This is a genomic window from Vibrio hepatarius (genome assembly GCF_011806575.1).
Classification (GTDB): domain Bacteria; phylum Pseudomonadota; class Gammaproteobacteria; order Enterobacterales; family Vibrionaceae; genus Vibrio; species Vibrio hepatarius_A.
Map to the genome: position 1 here is coordinate 16,696 of NZ_JAATOO010000025.1, position 21,311 is coordinate 38,006.

At 46.1% G+C, this 21,311-nt stretch carries 18 protein-coding genes; 10 read left to right on the top strand and 8 right to left on the bottom strand.

Features of this window, described 5'->3' with window-relative positions; all coding sequences use genetic code 11:
• The first annotated feature begins 31 nt into the window (after positions 1 to 31).
• The 6 genes from HCZ42_RS17425 (at position 32) to HCZ42_RS17450 (ending at position 8,306) form a co-directional block, all read left to right on the top strand.
• The gene (locus tag HCZ42_RS17425) at positions 32 to 661 is read left to right on the top strand and encodes a HupE/UreJ family protein (RefSeq protein ID WP_167422045.1); all 630 of its coding nucleotides are present in this window, start codon (positions 32 to 34) and stop codon (positions 659 to 661) included.
• 49 nt (positions 662 to 710) lie between these two features.
• Positions 711 to 3,074 (top strand): carbamoyltransferase HypF, encoded by a 2,364-nt coding sequence (hypF, locus tag HCZ42_RS17430; protein ID WP_167422046.1) that lies wholly within the window; start codon positions 711 to 713, stop codon positions 3,072 to 3,074.
• Between the two features lie 92 nt (positions 3,075 to 3,166).
• Complete coding sequence (locus tag HCZ42_RS17435) at positions 3,167 to 4,120, top strand: NADH:ubiquinone oxidoreductase (protein WP_167422047.1); 954 nt, start codon at positions 3,167 to 3,169, stop codon at positions 4,118 to 4,120.
• Positions 4,120 to 5,643: a nickel-dependent hydrogenase large subunit gene (locus tag HCZ42_RS17440; protein ID WP_167422048.1), complete on the top strand. Its 1,524-nt coding sequence runs from the start codon at positions 4,120 to 4,122 to the stop codon at positions 5,641 to 5,643. The genes HCZ42_RS17435 and HCZ42_RS17440 overlap by 1 nt, the downstream gene beginning before the upstream one ends.
• A 10-nt stretch (positions 5,644 to 5,653) precedes the next feature.
• Complete coding sequence (locus tag HCZ42_RS17445) at positions 5,654 to 6,127, top strand: hydrogenase maturation protease (protein WP_167422049.1); 474 nt, start codon at positions 5,654 to 5,656, stop codon at positions 6,125 to 6,127.
• Positions 6,120 to 8,306 carry a PAS domain-containing hybrid sensor histidine kinase/response regulator gene (locus HCZ42_RS17450; protein WP_167422050.1) on the top strand — a complete coding sequence of 729 codons (2,187 nt, stop codon included), beginning with the start codon at positions 6,120 to 6,122 and terminating at the stop codon, positions 8,304 to 8,306. Before HCZ42_RS17445 ends, HCZ42_RS17450 begins: the two co-directional genes overlap by 8 nt.
• Positions 8,307 to 8,498: 192 nt before the next feature.
• Here HCZ42_RS17450 and HCZ42_RS17455 read toward each other — a convergent pair whose 3' ends face one another.
• The 4 genes from HCZ42_RS17455 to HCZ42_RS17470 all read right to left on the bottom strand — a co-directional run bounded on the left by HCZ42_RS17455 (position 8,499) and on the right by HCZ42_RS17470 (position 12,677).
• Complete coding sequence (locus tag HCZ42_RS17455; RefSeq protein WP_053408591.1) at positions 8,499 to 9,248, bottom strand: amino acid ABC transporter ATP-binding protein; 750 nt, start codon at positions 9,246 to 9,248, stop codon at positions 8,499 to 8,501.
• A 22-nt stretch (positions 9,249 to 9,270) separates the two neighbouring features.
• Positions 9,271 to 10,368: an amino acid ABC transporter permease gene (locus tag HCZ42_RS17460; RefSeq protein WP_167422051.1), complete on the bottom strand. Its 1,098-nt coding sequence runs from the start codon at positions 10,366 to 10,368 to the stop codon at positions 9,271 to 9,273.
• Positions 10,369 to 10,370: 2 nt separating this feature from the next.
• The gene (locus HCZ42_RS17465; protein WP_167422052.1) at positions 10,371 to 11,576 is read right to left on the bottom strand and encodes an amino acid ABC transporter permease; all 1,206 of its coding nucleotides are present in this window, start codon (positions 11,574 to 11,576) and stop codon (positions 10,371 to 10,373) included.
• Positions 11,577 to 11,648: 72 nt separating this feature from the next.
• Positions 11,649 to 12,677, bottom strand: a complete 1,029-nt coding sequence (locus HCZ42_RS17470; RefSeq protein ID WP_167422053.1) for an amino acid ABC transporter substrate-binding protein — start codon at positions 12,675 to 12,677, stop codon at positions 11,649 to 11,651.
• Positions 12,678 to 13,126: 449 nt separating this feature from the next.
• On the opposite strand from HCZ42_RS17470, the gene HCZ42_RS17475 reads away from it, so the two are divergent.
• On the top strand, positions 13,127 to 14,062 hold the full coding sequence (locus HCZ42_RS17475; protein ID WP_167422054.1) for a precorrin-2 dehydrogenase/sirohydrochlorin ferrochelatase family protein: 936 nt from the start codon (positions 13,127 to 13,129) through the stop codon (positions 14,060 to 14,062).
• A 64-nt stretch (positions 14,063 to 14,126) separates the two neighbouring features.
• Here HCZ42_RS17475 and HCZ42_RS17480 read toward each other — a convergent pair whose 3' ends face one another.
• On the bottom strand, positions 14,127 to 14,612 hold the full coding sequence (locus HCZ42_RS17480; RefSeq protein ID WP_167422055.1) for a YajQ family cyclic di-GMP-binding protein: 486 nt from the start codon (positions 14,610 to 14,612) through the stop codon (positions 14,127 to 14,129).
• A 21-nt stretch (positions 14,613 to 14,633) separates the two neighbouring features.
• Positions 14,634 to 15,683 (bottom strand): 3-deoxy-7-phosphoheptulonate synthase, encoded by a 1,050-nt coding sequence (locus HCZ42_RS17485; RefSeq protein WP_167422056.1) that lies wholly within the window; start codon positions 15,681 to 15,683, stop codon positions 14,634 to 14,636.
• A gap of 209 nt (positions 15,684 to 15,892) precedes the next feature.
• On the opposite strand from HCZ42_RS17485, the gene HCZ42_RS17490 reads away from it, so the two are divergent.
• Entirely contained in the window at positions 15,893 to 16,780 is an 888-nt protein-coding gene (locus HCZ42_RS17490; RefSeq protein WP_167422057.1) for a putative PEP-binding protein, read from the top strand.
• Positions 16,781 to 16,893: 113 nt separating this feature from the next.
• Entirely contained in the window at positions 16,894 to 17,373 is a 480-nt protein-coding gene (locus HCZ42_RS17495) for a PaaI family thioesterase (RefSeq protein ID WP_053408599.1), read from the top strand.
• Here HCZ42_RS17495 and HCZ42_RS17500 read toward each other — a convergent pair.
• Positions 17,342 to 18,727, bottom strand: coding sequence for a hypothetical protein (locus HCZ42_RS17500; RefSeq protein WP_167422058.1), 1,386 nt, complete (start codon positions 18,725 to 18,727; stop codon positions 17,342 to 17,344). The genes HCZ42_RS17495 and HCZ42_RS17500 overlap by 32 nt on opposite strands.
• Before the next feature lie 89 nt (positions 18,728 to 18,816).
• On the opposite strand from HCZ42_RS17500, the gene HCZ42_RS17505 reads away from it, so the two are divergent.
• Positions 18,817 to 19,650, top strand: a complete 834-nt coding sequence (locus tag HCZ42_RS17505; protein ID WP_167422059.1) for a CvfB family protein — start codon at positions 18,817 to 18,819, stop codon at positions 19,648 to 19,650.
• 205 nt (positions 19,651 to 19,855) lie between these two features.
• Here HCZ42_RS17505 and rsmF read toward each other — a convergent pair whose 3' ends face one another.
• Positions 19,856 to 21,280: a 16S rRNA (cytosine(1407)-C(5))-methyltransferase RsmF gene (rsmF, locus tag HCZ42_RS17510; RefSeq protein ID WP_167422060.1), complete on the bottom strand. Its 1,425-nt coding sequence runs from the start codon at positions 21,278 to 21,280 to the stop codon at positions 19,856 to 19,858.
• Positions 21,281 to 21,311 lie beyond the last annotated feature (31 nt).

The following is a 21,311-nucleotide window of genomic DNA, read 5'->3' on the forward strand; positions in this document are numbered from 1 at the left end:
ACACATTTATACTTAATGAGGAGTTATCACAATGAAGTGGAATCTACTGACAATTAAAATAAGCGCGGTGTTTACCCTGCTTTTCTCGCAGCTGGCCCTCGCACACGATGGTGCCGGTTATGTGCACAGCATTGTCTCGGGAGGGCTTCACCCTCTCACGGGATTAGACCATGCACTCGTAATGCTCGCCGTTGGTGGGTGGGCTGCTCAATTGGCTTTCCAGCAGCGCAATGCTAGCGTGCTCTGGAAAGTGCCAACGGCTTTTGTTTTAGCCATGACGGTTTCGGCATTTCTTGCAATGTCGGGTATCGGGATGACGCTCGATGTAGAGCTCGGTATTGGGCTCTCGGTGGTACTGATGGGACTCTTATTGACGGTAGGCCTTAACGTCAGTGTTGCATTCGGCGCCTTCATTGTTGCAGTCTTTGCTGTTTTTCATGGCCTCGCACACGGCGCAGAAATTCCTTTTGAAATGGGAGTGATCGGCTATAGCTTGGGCTTTGTATTCGCAACTGCGTTATTGCATATCATTGGGATCATTCTATTTAGTCGTGTGCTACCAACGCAAGCTAAACAAAACAATGGTCGCTTTCTGCTACGTTGGAATGCCGTCATTGGTATGGCGATATCGTTAAGTGGGATTTACTTACTCACAGCGTAAGACAGTAAAGATGTGTGTCGTTAAGTGACATGACAAAAAAGGTGAGTTCTTGAAAGGTGAGCGTTTGCGAATTACTGGTGTTGTTCAAGGGGTGGGTTTTCGACCCACCGTTTGGCGCATCGCGACTGACTTGCAACTTAATGGTCAAGTGCTCAATGACGGTGAAGGGGTGCTGGTTGAACTTTGGAATAGTAAAACTAGCCACGATAGGTTTATTGTTGAACTTGGCCGTCAGTGCCCCCCACTGGCCAATATAGACACCATTGACCGAGTTATCATCGAGCAGGAAAGTGCGCCTGTTGGGTTTAGCATCTCCGAGAGTCAGTCTAGCACCAAAGTCACCGCTGGGGTTCCGGCTGATGCGGCGATCTGTGCTGCTTGTGCCGAAGAAGTAGCAGACTCAAATCAGCGTCGTTACCGTTATCCCTTTACCAACTGCACCCACTGTGGTCCTCGGCTCTCAATCATCAAATCCATGCCCTATGATCGTCCGTTAACGAGCATGGCGACCTTTCCGCTTTGCGATACCTGCCATGACGAATACACGAATCCTGCCGATCGGCGCTTTCATGCCCAACCCGTTGCGTGTGCAGAGTGTGGTCCGAGCGTGTGGTTATGTGATCAATCAGGGAATACCGTGTCGTTCGAAAACGGGGATGCTATTGAGGCGCTGGGTAAACGGATTCTTGATGGTCAGATCGCCGCGGTTAAAGGACTGGGTGGGTTTCATCTAGTATGTGACGCAACCAATAGCGGTACTGTTGAGACGTTAAGAGTGCGCAAATCTCGACCTGCTAAACCGTTTGCACTGATGATGGGCGAAATGAACATGGTTCGTCACTATTGTCACGTTACATCGGATAGTGAGCGTTTATTGACAAGCAGTGCCGCGCCGATTGTTCTACTTCCCCAAAAGCCTCCAGCTCCAAATGAAACTGGTGTCTTGACGCAACTCAGTGAGCAAGTCGCTCCCAACTTGAACGAAATCGGCGTGATGTTACCAAATACCCCGCTGCATTTGATGTTGATGCAGTATGTTGGACGCCCGCTAGTTATGACTTCAGCCAATATCAGCGGAAACCCACAGTGCACAGACAATAGCCAGGCGTTGCACGATCTGACCGACATTGCGGATGTATGGCTGATGCATGATCGCGATATTGTTACTCGTGTGGATGATTCAGTGGCTCGCCAAACTTGCTTAGGTACGCAGCTCATGCGCCGGGCAAGGGGATATGCTCCGCTACCTATCCCTGTTCCCGATGGATTTGAAGACATTGACAACGTGCTGGCGGTTGGTGGGCAGGTGAAAAATACATTCTGTATTCTAACTTCAAAAGGTGCGGTATTGAGTCAGTACATTGGAGACTTAGAAAGTCATCGTGTCTGGCAAGATTTTGTTGTAATGATTGAACACTATAAGGCTTTGTTTCAGTTCACGCCGAATACACTGGCTTATGACTCACACCCGGAATACATCGCCTCAAAATATGCAAATAGCCTAAGAGAGAATTTGACGCCCGATTCGACACCGCTCAACACCGTTTCAGTTCAACACCATCATGCACACATTGCCAGTTGTTTGGCTGAAAATCGAATTCCATTGCATCATCCCGCAGTGCTCGGTGTGGTGTTTGACGGGATAGGTTATGGCGACGATGGTACGCTTTGGGGCGGAGAATTTATCAAGGCCGACTACGTTGGCTACTCTCGTTTAGCGCATTTAGACACCATTCCATTAGTTGGCGCTAAGCAGGCTGTTACCCAACCTTGGCGCAACCTGTTGGCTTGGCTGGACCGATGTTCTATTGACTTTACAAGTGATAACGATTGGCAAGCTGTAAAGCAGCTTAATCAGCAACCACTTCGAATAGTTAGGGACATGATTCGCAATCAACTGAATTGCCCACAAACCAGTTCAATTGGGCGTCTATTCGATGCTGTTGCTGCTGCTTTATCTCTCGTCCCAGAGTCGATCAGTTACGAAGGTGAAGCCGCGATGATGCTGGAAGCTTGTGCATTGCAAGATCCAGTTGGTGATGTGGCGTATCCGTTTGAATGGCGAAATGATAACGGCCTGATTCTGGATCCGAAACCGATGTGGAGAGCATTGATTGATGACCTACATTCCGGCACCAGTAAAGCTGAGATCGCAAATAGATTTCATATCGGACTAGCCCAAGCAGTGGTGACGACAGTAATCAAGCTTTCTGATTATTTTGACAAGCCTCCAAGCGTGGTGCTTAGCGGTGGTGTTTTCCAGAACAAACTCTTGCTTGAGTTGACTCATACGTTACTCACAACGCAAGGATTTACGGTTCTTACTCACCAGCACGTTCCAGCTAACGATGGGGGCTTGGCACTGGGGCAGGCTCTCATTGCTGCTGCCCAGACTTTAAAAAACGCTGACTAGCGAGCTAGTACATGTGGTTCTTTAGTGGGTTCAAAGGGCTAAGTGAATCGTAGACTATACTCAACTCAGGTAAATGGTTAAGGAGCCGTAGCATGGCAAAAAAGGCAATGACTATTCTCTGGTTCCAGACCGGAAGCTGTGGTGGGGATACTATGGCGTTGCTGAATGCTGATCGTCCATCAGTCGCCAACCTATTAGAAACGTATCAATTGCACTTGCTGTGGCAGCCCTCACTTTCACTGTCTGTAGGAAGAGATCTGAACGACGTCATTGATGATGTGTTGAACGATAAACAAGCTCTGGATATTTTGTGCGTTGAAGGCAGTATCATTACCGCACCTGACGGAACAGGGATGTTTGATCAATACCGTAAAAAAGCCAAAAAAGAGTGGGTGACACGTTTGGTCGATAAAGCGAGATATGTCGTTGCAGTGGGAACATGTGCTGCATTCGGAGGTGTCCATGCGGCACCACCCAACCCATCTGATTGTGTTGGTTTACAATTTACCAAGGAGAGCATCGGAGGGCTTTTGCCACCGGAGTGGCGTTCAGGAGCTGGCTTCCCGGTGATTAATATTGCAGGCTGTCCGGCGCATCCTAATACGATCACCAAAACTCTTGCAATGATTGCCAGCGGGATCATCCTTCAGCTTGACGAGCATCATCGTCCTCGAGAGTTTTTCAGCACTCTAGTCCATCAAGGTTGTACCAGAAACGAGTATCACGAATATGACGTTGAGGAAGAAGAGCTCGGCTCAAATGGCTGTATGTATTTCAATCTAGGTTGTAAGGGGCCATACACCCAAGCTACTTGCAATACGGATCTTTGGAATGGCAAAAGCAGTAAGACCCGAGCGGGTGTTCCTTGCTTTGGCTGTACTTCACCTCAGTTTCCCAGCGATGAAGACATGTTCCACACCGAAAAGCTGGGACCTATTCCAGTAAAGTTGCCAGTCGGTGTCGAGCGAGCCAATTATATGGCGTATAAAAATTTAGCGAAAGCGGCCGCACCAACGCGCGTCAAAAATCGAAAAATGGAGCCCTGATGGTTAGACGCACACTGAATATTGATCTCAACAGAGTTGAGGGTGACTTAGAACTAGAGTTGGACATTGAAGATAATGTGGTAGTCGATGCTAGGTGTGTAGGCGTGATGTATCGAGGGTTCGAGCAAATTATGATTGGCAGGACGCCTCGCGACGCGGCTGTGATCACCCCAAGAGTCTGTGGCATTTGTAGTACGGCGCATCTTTATGCTGCCACGTTAGCGCTGGAGCAAATCTGGCAAACTCCGGTGCCCGATAACGCGATGCGCATTCGTAGTTTATGTCTGCTGACTGAAAGTGTGCAAAATGATATTCGCCAGTCTTTCCTTATGTTTTTAGTTGATTTCTGTCACCCGTCCTATCAGAAACATGCGCTATACGCGGATGTTATGTCGAAGTTTGAGCCGTTCAAAGGAAGGCATCATTTAGAGGCATTGGCACATTCCCGAGACATTATCAGTGTTGTGGCTTTATTCGGCGGACAATGGCCACATTCATCATACATTTTACCAGGAGGCGTGGTCAGTAAACCGACGATTCGCAAACTGATTGAAGCGAAAGATACGGTCAGTAATCTGATTCGTTGGTACGAACATAGCGTAACAGGATTGCCCCTCGACAGGTGGCTGACGCTGACTCACCGCAAAGAACTCTTTGAGCTGTTGGGTGGGCATGACGTTTTTCGCCACTCATCGGTGGGGTTATTTACTCGTTTTGCCAGAGAGTTGAACTTACACCAGTTGGGTGTCGGAGTGGAAAACATGCTCAGCTATGGTGCGATCTCAGATGCTGACTCGCCCCAAAACATGGTGTTCCAATCAGGGTACTATCGTGCAACAGATGGAGAAGTGCATAACTTTGACCAGAGCCTGATTAATGAGCACGTACGCCATTCTTGGTTTAAGCCCTATAAAAATGGGAAGCATCCATCTATTGGTGAGACGCTTCCCGATTTTCAGCCAGACAGCGACCGTTACACTTGGGCGAAAGCACCACGTTATGGAAATGATGTTGTACAAACGGGGCCGATGGCAGAACTTCTCATCGGTGGTGATGAGCTTATCCAATCGCTATTTCGCGAAGAGGGAGCGTCGACCTGGTTACGACAGTTTTCGCGCCTGCGTCGTATCGGGTTCAGCCTCTATCAAATGTTGCGCTTAATTGATGCGCTGATTGACAACGCCACAGACGAACACTTTATCCCTCCCGATCCGCGATCAGAAATCGATGGTCAGGGTTTTGGCCTAGTTCAAGCCGCACGAGGTGGGTTAGGTCATTGGGTAAGTATCAAAGACGGTGTCGTCAATCGCTATCAGATCATTACACCCACCGCTTGGAACGCGTCCCCTAAAGATGCTCAGGGTCAGCATGGACATTGGGAACAAAGTTTACTTGGCTTACCTGTTGAGGATGACACCAAAGCGCCTTTATTAATTGGTCACATTATTCGGTCTCATGATCCATGTTTAGTGTGTACGGTTCATATGCTGCCAGACCGGCGTAAGATTCACTTTGGTTTATGAGAGATACACTATGTTGCATGTGCTCTGTTTTGGGAATCAATTACACGGTGATGATGGTATCGGACCAAGGATTGCGTCAAATTTGCTCGGTGAAACGTTACCCGCGCAGACGAAAGTATTTGATTGTGGTATTGCTGGTTTAAATGCGTTGCCTTTCTTCACTGATTGCGACCATGTGCTCATGATTGATGCCTGTGATTTGGGAGATTCCGCCGGGAGTTGGCGATACATCGACGTTAATGAGCTAGCTCGCCAAGAGGTAAATACTGAAGATCATGGTGGTGGGTTAAGTTATTTGCTCAACGCCGTGCAAGCCATTATTGACCCATGCCCTGTGTTAGGGCTGATAGGTGTGCAGATAGAAAGTGTCAAAAGTTTTCATCCGGAGTTATCTCCCTGTGTTGAAAATGCAGTCGACACCGTAACAAAAGAGGTGCTTCGTGTAGCGCATTGTTGGCCGCATGCAGTAAATGATCATGAATGACACTCAGAACACGTTGAGCAATGGTGGGAGTATAGATCCCGAACAAGACGTGAAGCAATTGAAGCAAGAAATTGACGCGCTCTATGCAGCAGGTACAGCCAAAGAACAGCAACTGTTGGCGGTAACGAAAGCAATGGATGAAATGCTACTGGAAATCGAGTCCCAACGGAACGCGCTGAAAAAGAAAAACAAACAGCTTTTGGAATTGAATGCTTACATTCGTAGTATCAATGACACAATGGACAGCCTACTGATTGTTGCGGATCGAAATGGCGTAGTTACACAAATCAACCGCGTATTCTCAGAGCATCTAGGCTGGGACGAAGAAAGCTTAGGTACCTTGGATGTGGATGCGATAGTGCCAACAGATGCGCTGGAAAGTATGCGGAAAAAAGGGGTGAGTAACGCTGACAGCAATACCTCTAACCTTGTTCAGACCATTAACCGCCTCAGCCATTTAGAATTAGAAAGTCGGTTATTTCGTAGTGATGGAACACTAACGGTTGCCATCTATTTAATTAAAGGAGAGCAGTTCTACAGTCACCAAGGGAAGTTACAGGGCGTACTGCTGACTGCCACTGATATCTCGGAATTACGTCAACGCGAAATAGCGCTCCACAAAAGTGAAGAAGCGCTGCAACGTGCCAAACAAGAAGCGGAAGACGCTAACAGGGCCAAAGGTCAGTTTTTAGCGAACATGAGCCATGAAATCCGTACCCCGCTCAATGCCATCATCGGTTTTACTCGCCTCTGTTTGAGGGACAACCTAAATGCAGAGCAGAGAGACTATCTTTGTAAAGTGGACGTGGCTTCTCACGCATTAGCCCACTTAATCAGTGGTGTACTCGATCTGTCTAAGATTGAAGCCGGGAAACTGGAACTTGAACACACCTCTTTTAACTTAAAGCAAGTGGTTGATAATGTGAGTCATGTGCTCAACTTAGAAGCCGCTCAAAATCATATTGATTTTCGCGTCAATATTGATCGTAACGTACCATCTTATTTGCTCGGAGATGCACTACGGCTGCAACAAGTGTTGATCAATTTAGTGGGTAATGCTGTGAAGTTTACTCATCGGGGTGAAGTTAGCCTTAATGTTGTTGCTAACCACCATTCGGATGAGACAGTTGATCTGACTTTTACTATTAACGATACCGGTATTGGCATGACAGCCGAACAGCTATCGACTCTTTTTAACCATTACCAGCAAGTCGATATTGCCACAACGCGAAAATATGGAGGAACAGGGCTAGGACTAGTGATAAGCCAACAGATTGCGAAGCTGATGCAGGGTGATATTGAAATCGACAGTGAATTAGGCAAAGGAACTCAGTGTCGATTTACCGCTAGACTAGAAGTTGAGCATTGTCGTTATCCTAACGAAGCTACCTTACAGCGGGAAAAAGGGCTGGAGCCCAATCTAGCCTTACGGGGGAGAAATGTGTTAGCGGTTGATGATAACAACATGAACCTTGAAATGATTTCCGCATTACTTGAAAGTTTTGGCATGGTCGTTAGTACCGCCCGAAGCGGCGAAGATGCGCTAGATAAAGTGTCTACGGAAAATTTTGATGTAATCCTGATGGATATCAGAATGGAAGGCTTGGATGGGTTGGAAACAACCCGAAAACTGCGACGCCTACCGCATGGAAACGAGCTTTTCATCGTTGGGTTATCTGCAAATGCGACTATCGAAATACGCAAGCAGTGCCAAGTGGCAGGAATGAGTAGTTTTGTACCTAAGCCGATAGATCTAGCGCTCTTGACAAGTGTTTTGTCTAAAGGGCTGTCAGATAAGAAGGAACTCAAACTCCACACCAACCAGCAAGATACACATTCTGAAACTCGACTCTTTTCTCCAGACATCGCTATCTCACGTATGGGGGGAAACAAGCGTGTTTATCTAAAACTGTTGCAACAGTTTTTAACTGAACTTACCCATATCTCTGCTGCGATGAAACAAGTGGAAAATCAACCAGAACGAATGGCTGATTTGCTACATGATTTCGCTGGTACAAGTGCTACTGCGGGGGCAGATGCTTTGTCGCTATCGTGCAAAAACGCAGAGCAACAAGTAAGAAACCGCGAGGTTGGGACCACTTATAAACACGATATAGAAAGGCTCAAGGAAAGAACACTGATAAAAGTAGAAGCCTATCTGAAGAAGGAAGCCAATTAGTATTTCGACTCGCGTATGCTAAGTTCATCCTACTTTCAAATAGTACTGCTCATGCCTTAGTGAGCATGGTGTTTTGACTACTTAGCAGTAAGTTTTATAACTTTTGCTTTGTATGTGTTCAAATTAAATTAGATGTAACACAAATGAAAGAGGCGACCTAAGTCGCCTCTTTGTTTCTGCGCCATGAATGTATTAGTGGCTTAGGATTTGAGACAGGAAGTTTTGCGTACGGTCTGACTGCGGATTCTCAAAGAATTCAACAGGGTTGTTCTCTTCAATGATTTCACCCGCATCCATAAAGATGACTCGGTCAGCGACTTCTTTTGCGAAACCCATTTCGTGCGTTACACAAAGCATCGTCATACCTTCTTCCGCAAGCTCAACCATTACATCCAGTACTTCGCGTACCATTTCAGGGTCGAGTGCAGAGGTTGGTTCATCGAACAGCATTACTTGCGGATTCATGCATAGAGAACGGGCGATTGCCACACGCTGCTGCTGACCACCAGAAAGCTGACCTGGGTATTTATCGGCCTGCTCTGGAATCTTTACTCGCGCTAGGTACTTCATCGCAATGGCTTCCGCTTCCTCTTTCGGCATTTTCTTAACCCAAATTGGCGCCAATGTGCAGTTTTCTAACACAGTAAGATGAGGGAACAGGTTAAAGTGCTGGAAACACATACCCACTTCACGGCGAACCGCTTCGATGTTTTTCAAATCTTCCGTCAGTTCGTTACCAGACACATAAATATGTCCTTTTTGGTGCTCTTCCAAACGGTTGATACAGCGGATCATAGTCGATTTACCGGAGCCAGAAGGGCCACAGATAACGATTTTCTCGCCTTTTTTCACGTTTAGGTTGATGTTCTTAAGTACGTGGAACTCACCGTACCACTTGTTCATATCCTGAATTTGGATCATGTAATCTTGCTGTTGCGTCATAATACGTCCTTGAGCTTTCTGATTATCGTTTGTGACCGGTATGAAGTTTGTTTTCTAGCCAGATCGAATATCTCGACATGCCAAAACAAAATACCCAGAACACTAACGCGACAAATACATAACTTTCTGTAGCGAAACCTAACCATTCAGGGTCGGTGTTCGCGGCTTGACCGATACCCAGAACATCAAACATCCCGATGATGAGAACCAGACTGGTATCTTTAAACAAGCCAATAAAGGTGTTTACGATTGATGGAATGGTAATTTTTAGCGCTTGAGGTAAAATGATTAACCCCATTTTCTTCCAGTAGCTCAAACCAAGCGCATCGGCTGCTTCGTATTGACCTTTTGGAATCGCTTGAAGACCACCACGTACCACTTCCGCCATGTAGGCTGAACTGAACATCACCACACCGATAAGGGCGCGAATCAGCTTGTCTGTCTCAGAACCTTCAGAAAGGAACAGAGGTAGCATTACCGATGCCATAAACAGCACGGTAATCAGTGGAACGCCACGCCAAACCTCGATGTAGACCGTACAAATACTTCGGATGATCGGCATATCTGAGCGTCGACCTAGGGCTAACGCTACACCGATTGGTAGCGACACTACGATACCGACAAGTGCGATGATCAGCGTAACAAGTAGGCCACCCCATTTGTGAGTCTCGACAACTTCTAACCCAAACACGCCACCGTACAAAAGTGCGGCAATAATGAACGGGTATATGTTGACGAAGAACAGCCAAATCCATGTGCGTTTCGGCGTTTTTTCATACGCGAGTAACACAGTGAAGATAGCTAATGTGATGTAAAACAGGCGAGGGCGCCACAATTCTGCTTGTGGGTAAAAACCGTACATGAACTGCTCCCAGCGAACGCTGATGAACACCCAACACGCACCATCACGAGAACATGCGTCACGGGTTGTTCCAACCCAATCCGCTTTAAGAATCGCCCAGTCAAATACCGTCCAAACCAGTGAAATGGCAAAGTAGGCGATAATAACGGTAAGTACAGAGTTGACTGGACCGTTAAATAAGTTTTTACGTAACCAACCTACGAAACCAACCGTGTTGCCTGGCGGTGGTAGATCAGGCTGAAATTGATGTATTTTCATGCTTATCTCTCCACCAGCGCAACTTTACGGTTGTATAGGTTCATTAACGCAGACGTCACCAAACTTAGCGTTAAGTAAACCGCCATTGTCATCGCAATAATTTCGATCGCCTGACCTGTCTGGTTAAGCGTGGTTCCCGCAAACACAGACACCAAATCTGGATAACCAATCGCCATTGCTAACGACGAGTTCTTCGTCAGGTTTAAGTACTGACTTGTTAATGGTGGAATGATGATACGCAGAGCTTGAGGAATGATGACCAGTTTTAATGTTCTGGTGCGAGGCAAACCTAAAGACATTGCTGCTTCCGTTTGACCGTGGCTAACCGCATTAATACCAGAACGAACAATCTCTGCGATAAACGAAGCGGTATAGATACTTAGTGCCAAAAGTAGCGCAGCAAGTTCAGGGATGATGCTGATACCGCCACGGAAGTTGAAGCCTTTAAGCTCTGGGTATTCCGCCGAGATTGGTGAACCCATAACGAAGTAAGCGATAGTTGGTAGTACCACCACCAAGCCCAAAACAATTCGACCCATTGGCGTTTGTTGACCCGTCAGTCGCTGCTTGTTTTTAGCCCAAATATTGATTAGGACCGAAGCTACAATGCCGATCACGAACGTCGCAATGACCACTGAAGAGCCTTCGCCAAACACGGGCGCGGGGAAATACAATCCACGCACGTTCAAGAAGATGGCTTCACCTAAGCTCATACTCTGTCTTGCGGAAGGCAGTGCTTGCAGTACAGCAAAATACCAAAAGAAAATCTGTAAAAGAAGAGGGATGTTACGGAACGTTTCGATATAAACCGCGGCAAATCGACTGACCAACCAGTTCGACGATAGACGCGCAATACCGACAACAAAACCGATAACCGTTGCCAAAATGATGCCCAGAAACGAAACCAAAGCAGTGTTTAGCAGGCCGATAATAAACGTCCTACCATAAGAGTAGGTTTCATTGTATTCAATCAATGTAAGGCCAATCCCAAAGCCCGCTTCTTGATTGAGGAAACCAAAACCAGTAGCAATGCCACGGGCTTCCAAGTTATTTAGTGCATTGTTGACAATCGTGTAAAAGAAAAAGATCAGCGCAAGTATCGCAATAATCTGAAATACGGCTGAACGAAAGGTGGGATTGTAAATTAGGCTCGCGCTTGAAGATGGCCCGTTAACCGGCTTCGACGCAGCAGTATCAGTAGGTTTCATACAGCTTCAACCTCAAATCCATTTTTGTAAGTAGGGCGGCGAATACCGCCCCTTTTTGTAGGTATGTCTTGCTTAACGGATAGGTGGCGCGTACATAAAGCCGCCCGCGTTCCACAGTGCGTTAACACCACGTGAAATCTCTAGCGGAGAGCCTGCACCAACCGTGCGCTCGAAGCTTTCACCGTAGTTACCCACTTGCTTGACAACTTGGTAGCCCCAATCATCACGGATACCTAAACCTTTACCTTTAGGACCATCGACACCAAGGATGCGTTTGATGTTTGGATCGTCAGACTTAAGCATTTCGTCTGCATTTTTCGACGTAATGCCGTATTCTTCTGCGTTAATCATCGCGTTTAGTGTCCACTTAGCGATGTTGAACCATTGGTCGTCGCCTTGACGTACAACAGGGCCTAGCGGCTCTTTAGAGATGATTTCAGGAAGAACTTGTGCAGATTTCGGATCTTCTAGGTTTAAACGCAGTGCGTATAGACCTGATTGGTCAGTGGTAAGAACGTCACAACGACCCGCGTCGAAACCTTTAGATGTTTGCGCAGCTGTATCAAATACTACTGGCTTGTAAGACATGCCGTTGTTACGGAAGTAGTCTGCTAGGTTTAGCTCGGTTGTTGTACCTGACTGAACACATACTGAAGCGCCATCAAGTTCTTTTGCGCTTTTTAGGCCAAGGTCTTTCTTAACCATGAAGCCCTGACCATCGTAGTAGTTCACACCGACGAAGTTAAGGCCGAGAGCCGTATCGCGGTGCAGTGTCCAAGTCGTGTTACGAGATAGAACGTCGATCTCACCAGATTGCAGAGCAGTGAAACGTTCTTTTGCGGTTAGAGGAACATATTTAACTTTAGTTTTGTCACCTAGTACAGCCGCTGCAAGCGCCTGACAGTATTCTACGTCGATGCCTTCCCATTCACCTTTTGAGTTAGGGTTTGAGAAACCTGGCAAACCAGTACTTACACCACAAGTTAGGTATCCTTGTTTAGTTACCTTATCAAGCGTGCTATCTGCTGCTGAAGCGTTCGTAGCCATAAAAGCAGTAGATGCAGCTACAACTGAAGCAAGGAGTGTTAGTTTATTTGTCATCTGTATCCGTCCTGTATGATCCATGTTAAACCAGGTAACACCTGATACAACAAATGAAAATATGTTGTGTTTCTTCATTATTGGTTGATTTTCGCTGTATACAAATCAACCGTTTATAAGCGTAGGAAAGGATCTGTGAATTCTCAAATGTATAATTTAAATAGAATTTTGATTGGACTCACAAACCCGATCTGCAATTAGAATGACGAAGTGTTAACGGAATGTAAATAGTGCAAGGGTTCACATTACTGGTGCAACAGAATACACACGCTAAACCAATGTCTGAATACGAGTTTAAGAATTGTTGATAAGAATCATTTTAGTTTTTAATGCTAAAAATAGTTATAAATTCGGTGAATTATTTTATATGGAAGGCTGACCCATTTAAGTTGTTGCCCTATTTTTGGTAGTATCGTCCAATTAGTCAGTCGAATTATTCAAGGAATGAAATGCAGTATTTTCCACTGTTTTTGAATCTCAAAGGCAAACCTGTACTTGTTGTGGGTGGCGGTGAAGTTGCGTGCCGTAAAGTAGACACATTAGTTAGGGCAGGGGCGATGGTGACCATCGTATCACCGCAAATAGAAGACTACTTAAGAACGCTTGTAGATTCACAAGAGTGTATCTGGATCCAGAATTTCTATTCCAAGGAGTTGCTTGATGCGAAGTTCGTTCAAGTCTGGGCGACTACAGACAACCCTGAACTCAACCACCAAGTTCACCGAGACGCAAAGCAACTTGGTATCTTGGTTAATGTGGTTGATGACCTACCGTACTGCGACTTCATTACCCCTTCGATTATCAACCGTGGACGTATTCAACTGGCGATCTCAAGCGGTGGCGCCTCGCCAGTTTTGGTGAGAAATATTCGAGAGAAGCTTGAAGCTTCGCTACCGCATAACTTAGCCTTGCTTGCTGATTATGGTGCGTCTAAGCGTAATGATATCAAGCAGGCTTTACCGAGTGTTGATTCTCGGCGTAAGTTTTGGGAGAACTTCTTTGCTGACCCACGTAGTGATAAAGCAGAAACTCGAGCAGAACTGGAAGCTTTGTATCAAGACACGTTGAAAAGTGGCGTCTCAGAGCAAGGAAGCATAACTTGGATTGATTTTGGCGACGATGTAGAAATGTTGCCGATTAAAGCGCTGAGAATTATGCAGGAAGCGGAATTGGTGCTGTTCCCACAACAGTGTCCGTATGCATTTATTGATTTGACCAGGCGTGACGCAGAGAGAGGCGAATACGCTAGCGATAGCGAGCTTGCTGATAAACTGAGTGAAGCAAAGCAAAACAAACTGCGAATCGTGGTGTTTGTCCTGCCTAGTTCTGCGCAGTTTAACTTGCTTAAAAGCAACGACCTGCATATTAAACTTGGCAGTCAGTAGATTTCGTACCGAAAATGTAAAAAAACCGCCAAAAGGCGGTTTTTTCTATATAGCGTATAAGCGCTTAGTCGCGGAAGTTTTCGTACTGGAACGGCTGACCTAGCTCGGCCTCGCGGATCAGTGCAATTGTTGCTTGCAGATCATCGCGTTTTTTACCTGTAACACGTACTTTTTCACCTTGGATAGATGCTTGCACTTTTAGCTTGGCATCTTTGATCGCTTTCACGACTTTCTTCGCCATTGGCGTATCAATACCTTGTTTGAACACAACAACTTGGTGCCACTTCTTACCTGTTGCTTCTTCAGGCTTTGCTTCCATCGCGTTAACGTCTACACCACGCTTTGACAGGTGAGAGCGCAAGATATCGCGCATTTGCTTGAGCTGGAAGTCGCCTTCAGCGTTCAATTTTACTGATTCATCTTTTTGCATCTCAAACGATGCTTCTACACCACGAAAATCAAAACGAGTAGACAGCTCACGAGAAGCGTTGTCTACTGCGTTACGCAGTTCAACAGTATCGATTTCAGATACGATATCAAAAGATGGCATTATAGTTTCCTCTGATTGTATTTATCGCGCTTTAACAGCAGCGGCCAACATGTCCAACATTTTAGCTGTGTCTTCCCAGCTCAGACAAGGGTCAGTGATCGATTGACCATAAGCTAGATTGTTGATGTCTGCCATAGACTGGTTGCCTTCAACAATAAAGCTCTCTGCCATGATGCCAGCCACTTGGTTTTTACCTGATTTAATTTGCTCACAGATATCTTGAGCTACTTCTAGCTGCTTTCTGTGTTGTTTTTGACAGTTAGCGTGGCTGAAGTCGACAACTAGGCGTTGCGGCAAACCAAATTCTGCCAGTTGTTTACACGCGTTTTCGACTGACTCAGCATCAAAGTTTGGCCCTTTGTCGCCACCACGAAGGATCACGTGACCAAATGGGTTGCCGCTGGTGCGGTATACCGTCATACGTCCATTCTTGTCTGGAGAATAGAAGTAGTGAGAGGCTTTTGACGCGCGAATTGCATCGATTGCAATCTTAATGTTGCCGTTCGTACCGTTTTTAAAACCAACAGGGCATGACAACGCAGACGCCATTTCACGGTGGATTTGAGACTCAGTAGTACGGGCACCAATCGCGCCCCATGAGATCAAGTCTGCGATGTACTGGCCGGTGATCATATCGAGAAACTCGGTCGCAGTGGCAAGGCCAAGTTTGTTAATGTCTAAAAGCAGTTTACGCGCCTTGTGAAGGCCTGCTTCAAGTGCGTAAGAACCGTCTAGGTTCGGGTCAGTAATTAGTCCTTTCCAACCTACAACCGTGCGTGGCTTTTCAAAGTAGGTACGCATAACGATGAATAATTCATCTTTATGAAGATCTTGCACATGCGCTAAACGCTCTGCGTAATCAAGTGCGGCATTGGTATCGTGTACTGAGCATGGACCTACAATCACAAGGAGACGCTCATCTTCTCCTATTAGAATTTTTTCAATCTGACGACGAGACTCAGCTATGCGTTCCGCGACATCGTCCGTAATAGGGTGGGCGCTTCCTAGCTCTGCCGGAGTTGGCATTGGACCCAAAGGTTGGGTTCTTAATTCATCGGTTTTGAGTGGCATACTGTAGCCTGTTCTTTTTATTGCGAAGCGATAAAGATAACGGAAACATTCAAAGGAATAAACCACTTATCGACATTCTTCATGTGGTTAAAGCGTAAAGTGAAAAACTATGCATTTTTATGGCTTAAAAATGTTATTTACTCTTGTGCTCGATTATATCAATGGGTATGTTTTGTATAACAATAAATAACGCTATGCACGGAGCAGTAATGAGTCTAGAAACTTCAAGTGGTTTGCATCCAGCACTTATTTTAGGAGAGTCACTTCCCGCGATTGATTCTGTAAGCGGTGATGCTCATCTTTTTGTATCCCTATCTGACATGATTATGGAGCATGTCTTTTACCATCCTGAATTTGGTCGTATCTCAGAACAACTTGATAGCGTCGAATCGGCGTCGATTGCCGCTATTTTGGGTGAGGTTGCGCTAGAGGAACATTTTGTCTCGACACTGACTCAACAGATCCTGAGTAGCATTAAACCAGAGCACAAAGCGATTCGCGTCAGTTTAAGCAATGCTGAGAGCTATAGCTTCAGCTCGCTACTGGGTGGGAAAGTAGAAGAAGCTGAAATCAACCCCGCGTTAGGTTTGCGCGGCGTGTCTCGTTTTGCTTCTGAGCAGTTTAGCCATACTTTTGCCCTTGAGTGCAAGGTGATTAAAGCGTTGCAAGAGCAGGGCATTACGGTCGAAATCGTTGTACCCTTTGTTCGCGCTCTGTCAGATGCGGCAAAAGTCATCGACCTGCTTGCGGAACAAGGTTTACCGCGTGGCTTGAACGGACTCAAAGTGTTTTACACCATTGACGTTCCGTCTGCGGCACTGTTGGCAGAAAGACTGTTGCATTACTTTGACGGTGTGGTGATTAATTTGGAAAACTTGGCGCAGTTTACGCTTGGTGTCGATCGCTTTAACGAAAAACTTAGCTATTTGTTTGACCCACAAAGTGAGGCAGTGCTTGACCTTATTATCATGACAACTAAAGCGGTTTCTGCGAGCAATAAAACGGTGCTTATCGCGAGCAGTGGCTTAGCGGACTACCCAAAAATTCAGGAATACATTGTTGAAAACCCACAAATTGAAACAGTAGTGACAATGTAACTTTTAGTTGGGGTAATCCTCACTGTTATTAAGGCTAATGTTAATAAAATGTTGACATTGGCCTTTGTTCGTTATGAACTGGGGTGGATAAAAACTACTAATCGGACCACCTTATGCTCTCTCCCTTAACTAAAGCAAATCTCTATTTAAAGTCGTTTGGCTTTTTCAAAGTTCCTTTAATTTGGATTTGCAGGCCTAAAATTCTCAAACTGGATCGCAACAGTGTTGAGATTAAGATCCCTCTAAAACGAAAAACTAAGAACCACTTAAACAGCATGTATTTTGGTGTGCTTGCGGTTGGCGCAGATGTGGCTGGTGGCTTTATGGCAATGAGTAAAGCTCAGGAGCGTGGCGAGAAGGTTTCGCTTGCGTTTAAAGCAGTAGAGGGGCAGTTCCTAAAGCGCCCTGAGGCCGATGTGCATTTTGTATGCGATGACGGCCCGCTGATTGACAAGATGTTAGACGAAACCTTTGAGACCGGAGAAAGGGTTAATCAAGCGGTTAAAATTACCGCCATTTGCCCGTCTCTGCATGGTAACGAACCGATGGCGGAATTTATGCTTACTCTTTCACTGAAGAAAATGGGTGGCTGATGTCATCCACTTCGATTTGTTCAACCGCGACGATCTTGCTTCGGTTTAGTACTATCTTCCAGCGATAGTATTTCGGATTACCGTCGTGGTTGTTCTCCTTCGCAATCAAGTTGATAAGGTGGCGCTTTTCCACCGATTCTCGACTGACTTGACCGTTATTTAAGGTGTACACCTTATTTGACCCTTTATCCATCAAACGCATCAACGGGCGCATGCTGACGAGCAAAGACTCGCGTGTTTCCTCATAACCACTCATAAATTTTGAGGTCGACATTTCCACCGCAGAGCGATAGTGGAGAATGTTCTCTTCTCTCTGTACGACTCGTTTTTTACGGATTAACTTAATTCTGTCCGGAAGTTTTTCCAGCGATTTATAGTCGAGCCATTCGAGTTTCTGTCCGACGGCTTTTTTTGTGGTTGGGTCCAAATAGAGCTTTCGCCACTTTGGCCGACCTTTTCGAAGCCAACGCCACATCACATCGCGCAAGTCGTCTTTGAAGATTTCACGCAGCGCATAGACGAAAGACATTAAAACGATAAACGAGACGGTAATTTCGCCCCAGTAGTCACGTGCCAGAATCGCGGTGATGGTTACGAACACCATGACGAAACCAGTCGCACTGCCTTTTACCATACGTTTCATGTTTTTGCCGAGCGACTGCGTTTTCTCCTGTAGTACAACAGGGTGTTCAATCAAGCGGCGCAGTAGGCGCATCTTGTTGCTAAGCCGCGTTACGTCGTCACGTACACTTTCCGAGTTGTAGTTGTTGAGCTTACGATGCGCAGCTTCTTTCTCAACGATTGCTAACAGGCTTTCTTTAATCGATTTGTATTCGCCTTCACGTGGCATATGGGCAACTAAAGACATCAATCGCTGGCCTGTATACCAAGAGAGATAATTATCGATGTTGGCGTAGTAGCGCTTTAAACTTTCTTCGTAAGGAATACCACGACGGAGCTTTTTAAGGATATCGAGTGCCAAGTTGATGACTTCATCGACTTCATCAATCGTCACGGATTCTTTGTTGTTTTCGTTGAGTTGGCTGATAGCTTTATCCAGCGCGATGACGTACTGGTAAGCGAACAAACTCAAACTTACTCGGTATTGGGTAGAGGAGAGTCGGCCGCGTTTTGCTAGGCGGCTGTGAACCAAAGGTAGAAGCGTTTTGTCACTGTAATAAGCCCGTTTCTGAACCAGAGATTCGTAGTAAAACTCACTCTCTTTCAGAACATCTGCAGAAAGACCTAACTCACCGGGAATGAAAAAGTACAAGTCGACAGTCGATTTCTTGGTTGAAGCCATCGCGTGAGATACTTTTAAGGTGATGCCGTCCTGCTTATCAACGGTGATCAATGAAAAGCTCCTAAAAAAGTGTGAATAACTGGCGAAAGCATAACAGAGATTCGTTATAATCACCGCAAATTTAACAAGAGACAGTTTAAATGATTAAAGTTGGTCAGATTAACCACTTAGAAGTAGTGAAAAAGGCAGATTTCGGCGTGTTTTTGGATGCTGGCGATTACGGTAGCGTGTTGTTACCTAACCGTTTTGTTCCTGAAGGCACTGAGGTAGGTAACACTATTGATGCATTTTTATACTTCGATTCTGATAGCCAGCTGGTCGCTACAACTGAAACGCCAATCGCACAAGTCGGCGAGTGGGGTCTAATGAAAATTGAAGGTGTGAATAGCACCGGTGCATTCGCTAACTGGGGCATCAAAGGCAAAGACCTATTGATTCCGTTTAGCGAGCAGCGTGCGCGCTTCACTGCTGGACAAAACGTATTGGTTTACGTCTACACAGACAAAGCGTCTGGACGTATTGTCGGTACAACAAAATTCAACAAACTGTTGGATAAAACACCTGCGAACTACACCCGCAACCAACAGGTTTCTTTGATTATTGCTGAGCGCAGTGACTTAGGTTACAAAGCGATTGTTGAAGGTCAGCACTGGGGAATGATCTTCAAATCAGACGTGTTCGGTAAACTGTTCATTGGTAAGAAGCTCAAAGGTTACATCAAGAGCGTTCGTGACGACGGCAAGATTGATTTGTCACTGCAAAAGGTAGGCGTGGCGAAAATGGACGATTTGAGCGAGTCGATCCTTGAACTGTTGGAAAAGAAAGGTGGTTTCTTGCCATTGAATGACAAATCAAGCCCAGAGGCGATCTTTGCTGCGTTTCGTACCAGTAAGGGGACGTTTAAGAAGTCCATTGGCGGTCTGTACAAACAAGGTAAGATCGTAATTGACCAAGACGGCATTCGACTGGCTTAACACTGCTCTATCTTTGTGTGGGTTAACCAAGCGTTAACTCACACAAAAAAAGCCCAAAGCGTTGGGCGCTCTGGGCATAGGGGAAAGGGCTCTAAAAGAGCCTGCGCTAATTGTGTGAGCCTTTGTATGCTCAGTCTTTCTAAGTCTAGTGCATACGTTACAATTAGCCAGAGCGCCTCAGAATTTCATACTGGGCTACTACCGTTTAGAATAGGTTTTTATCTCTTACCAGCTCTCTTGGCAGACCATTCTTAATACGATTGCCTACCCATTTGCCTAATCCAATAACGTCACCACTCAGTTTGACGATCACTTCACCTTTACCCGATTGACCTTCAGGACGCACATCTCGTCCCATAAACCACTCACGGGCATCGTCAACACTTAGTGAAGCAGAAATCGCTTCTTCACCCGTCGCCAATGCTGTTGCTACCTGATGTTGCCAGCGATAGCCATTTTTGTGCGCTTCAGCAATTTTGATCCCCATGCGAGAAAAACGGAACTCGCCCAACATAGGTTCAAGCGCATTAGGGAATAACCACACATCTTTATCTCGTAGCCACACACTCGCATCGTTTGGTAGCGAAATAGACAGTGTTTGCTCCAGTTGTTTTGCCACGTCGGCCTGAACTTTATGGCTAGCTTTCTCAAAAGGGAACTTACCCAAACGCTTTTTCACTTGCGGCGCTGGTGCTGAACCCACTTTACGAATACGCGCAACGAAGAAACCCTCGCAATCATAAACTTGCGGGAAAATATGTAAGAAGCCTTCTTCCGTCAGTGCTTTTTCTGCGCCAGGGAATAGGTCGACAAGGCTTTCGAATTCCACTGCATCGCCAAAGCTCTGTTTTAGGTGATGACAGACCTGCTGGTTTTCCTCGATGCTGAGAGTGCAAGTTGAGTACACCATGGTGCCGCCAATCTTAAGCGCATGAAATGCACTCTCTATCAGGTCCTTCTGCGTGTCAGAAATCGAGATAACCGATTCTTTGCTCCAGTTTTTCATCGCGTCCGCATCTTTGCGCACGGTTCCTTCGCCCGAACACGGCGCATCGATCAATACCGCCTCAAACTGTTCAGGTAGCCAACCGCCAAACACACGACCGTCGTAATTACTCAGAGAAGCATTGCGCACGCCACAGCGCTCGATGTTTGCATGAAGCACTTTGACTCGGCTTGCAGAAAATTCATTCGCTACCAACACACCATGATTTTCCATTTTCGCCGCGATTTGCGTGGTCTTTGAACCCGGAGCCGCCGCCATATCGAGAACGCTGTCAAACTGGTCTTCTTCCGTATTGAACAGCGCAGAAACGGGCATCATCGAACTCGCTTCTTGGATATAGAACAAGCCTGACATGTGCTCGGCTGTATTTCCTAGAGGAACAATCGTTTCATCCGCCTCGATCCAGAAACCTTCTTCGCACCAAGGTACAGGGCTTAATTGCCAGCCTTTTTCTTGAGCACGTTGAACGAACTGTTCGACAGAAATCTTAAGCGTGTTGACGCGAATACTCTTTCTTAGCGGACGCTGACATGCGGCAACAAAGTCTTCCATGTTGAGTTGCTTGGGAAGGATTGCTGCGATTTCATCAAGGAAAGCCTGAGGCAAATAAACGTTAGAGTGCAATGTTCTTTCTCTAGGAACGATAAAGGGGCAC

Coding starts and splice junctions, on each gene's coding strand:
- HCZ42_RS17425 (WP_167422045.1), top strand. CDS start 32: ATGAAGTGGAATCTACTGACAATTAAAATAAGCGCGGTGTTTACCCTG.
- HCZ42_RS17435 (WP_167422047.1), top strand. CDS start 3,167: ATGGCAAAAAAGGCAATGACTATTCTCTGGTTCCAGACCGGAAGCTGT.
- HCZ42_RS17440 (WP_167422048.1), top strand. CDS start 4,120: ATGGTTAGACGCACACTGAATATTGATCTCAACAGAGTTGAGGGTGAC.
- HCZ42_RS17445 (WP_167422049.1), top strand. CDS start 5,654: ATGTTGCATGTGCTCTGTTTTGGGAATCAATTACACGGTGATGATGGT.
- HCZ42_RS17450 (WP_167422050.1), top strand. CDS start 6,120: ATGAATGACACTCAGAACACGTTGAGCAATGGTGGGAGTATAGATCCC.
- HCZ42_RS17455 (WP_053408591.1), bottom strand. CDS start 9,248: ATGACGCAACAGCAAGATTACATGATCCAAATTCAGGATATGAACAAG.
- HCZ42_RS17460 (WP_167422051.1), bottom strand. CDS start 10,368: ATGAAAATACATCAATTTCAGCCTGATCTACCACCGCCAGGCAACACG.
- HCZ42_RS17465 (WP_167422052.1), bottom strand. CDS start 11,576: ATGAAACCTACTGATACTGCTGCGTCGAAGCCGGTTAACGGGCCATCT.
- HCZ42_RS17470 (WP_167422053.1), bottom strand. CDS start 12,677: ATGACAAATAAACTAACACTCCTTGCTTCAGTTGTAGCTGCATCTACT.
- HCZ42_RS17475 (WP_167422054.1), top strand. CDS start 13,127: ATGCAGTATTTTCCACTGTTTTTGAATCTCAAAGGCAAACCTGTACTT.
- HCZ42_RS17480 (WP_167422055.1), bottom strand. CDS start 14,612: ATGCCATCTTTTGATATCGTATCTGAAATCGATACTGTTGAACTGCGT.
- HCZ42_RS17485 (WP_167422056.1), bottom strand. CDS start 15,683: ATGCCACTCAAAACCGATGAATTAAGAACCCAACCTTTGGGTCCAATG.
- HCZ42_RS17490 (WP_167422057.1), top strand. CDS start 15,893: ATGAGTCTAGAAACTTCAAGTGGTTTGCATCCAGCACTTATTTTAGGA.
- HCZ42_RS17495 (WP_053408599.1), top strand. CDS start 16,894: ATGCTCTCTCCCTTAACTAAAGCAAATCTCTATTTAAAGTCGTTTGGC.
- HCZ42_RS17505 (WP_167422059.1), top strand. CDS start 18,817: ATGATTAAAGTTGGTCAGATTAACCACTTAGAAGTAGTGAAAAAGGCA.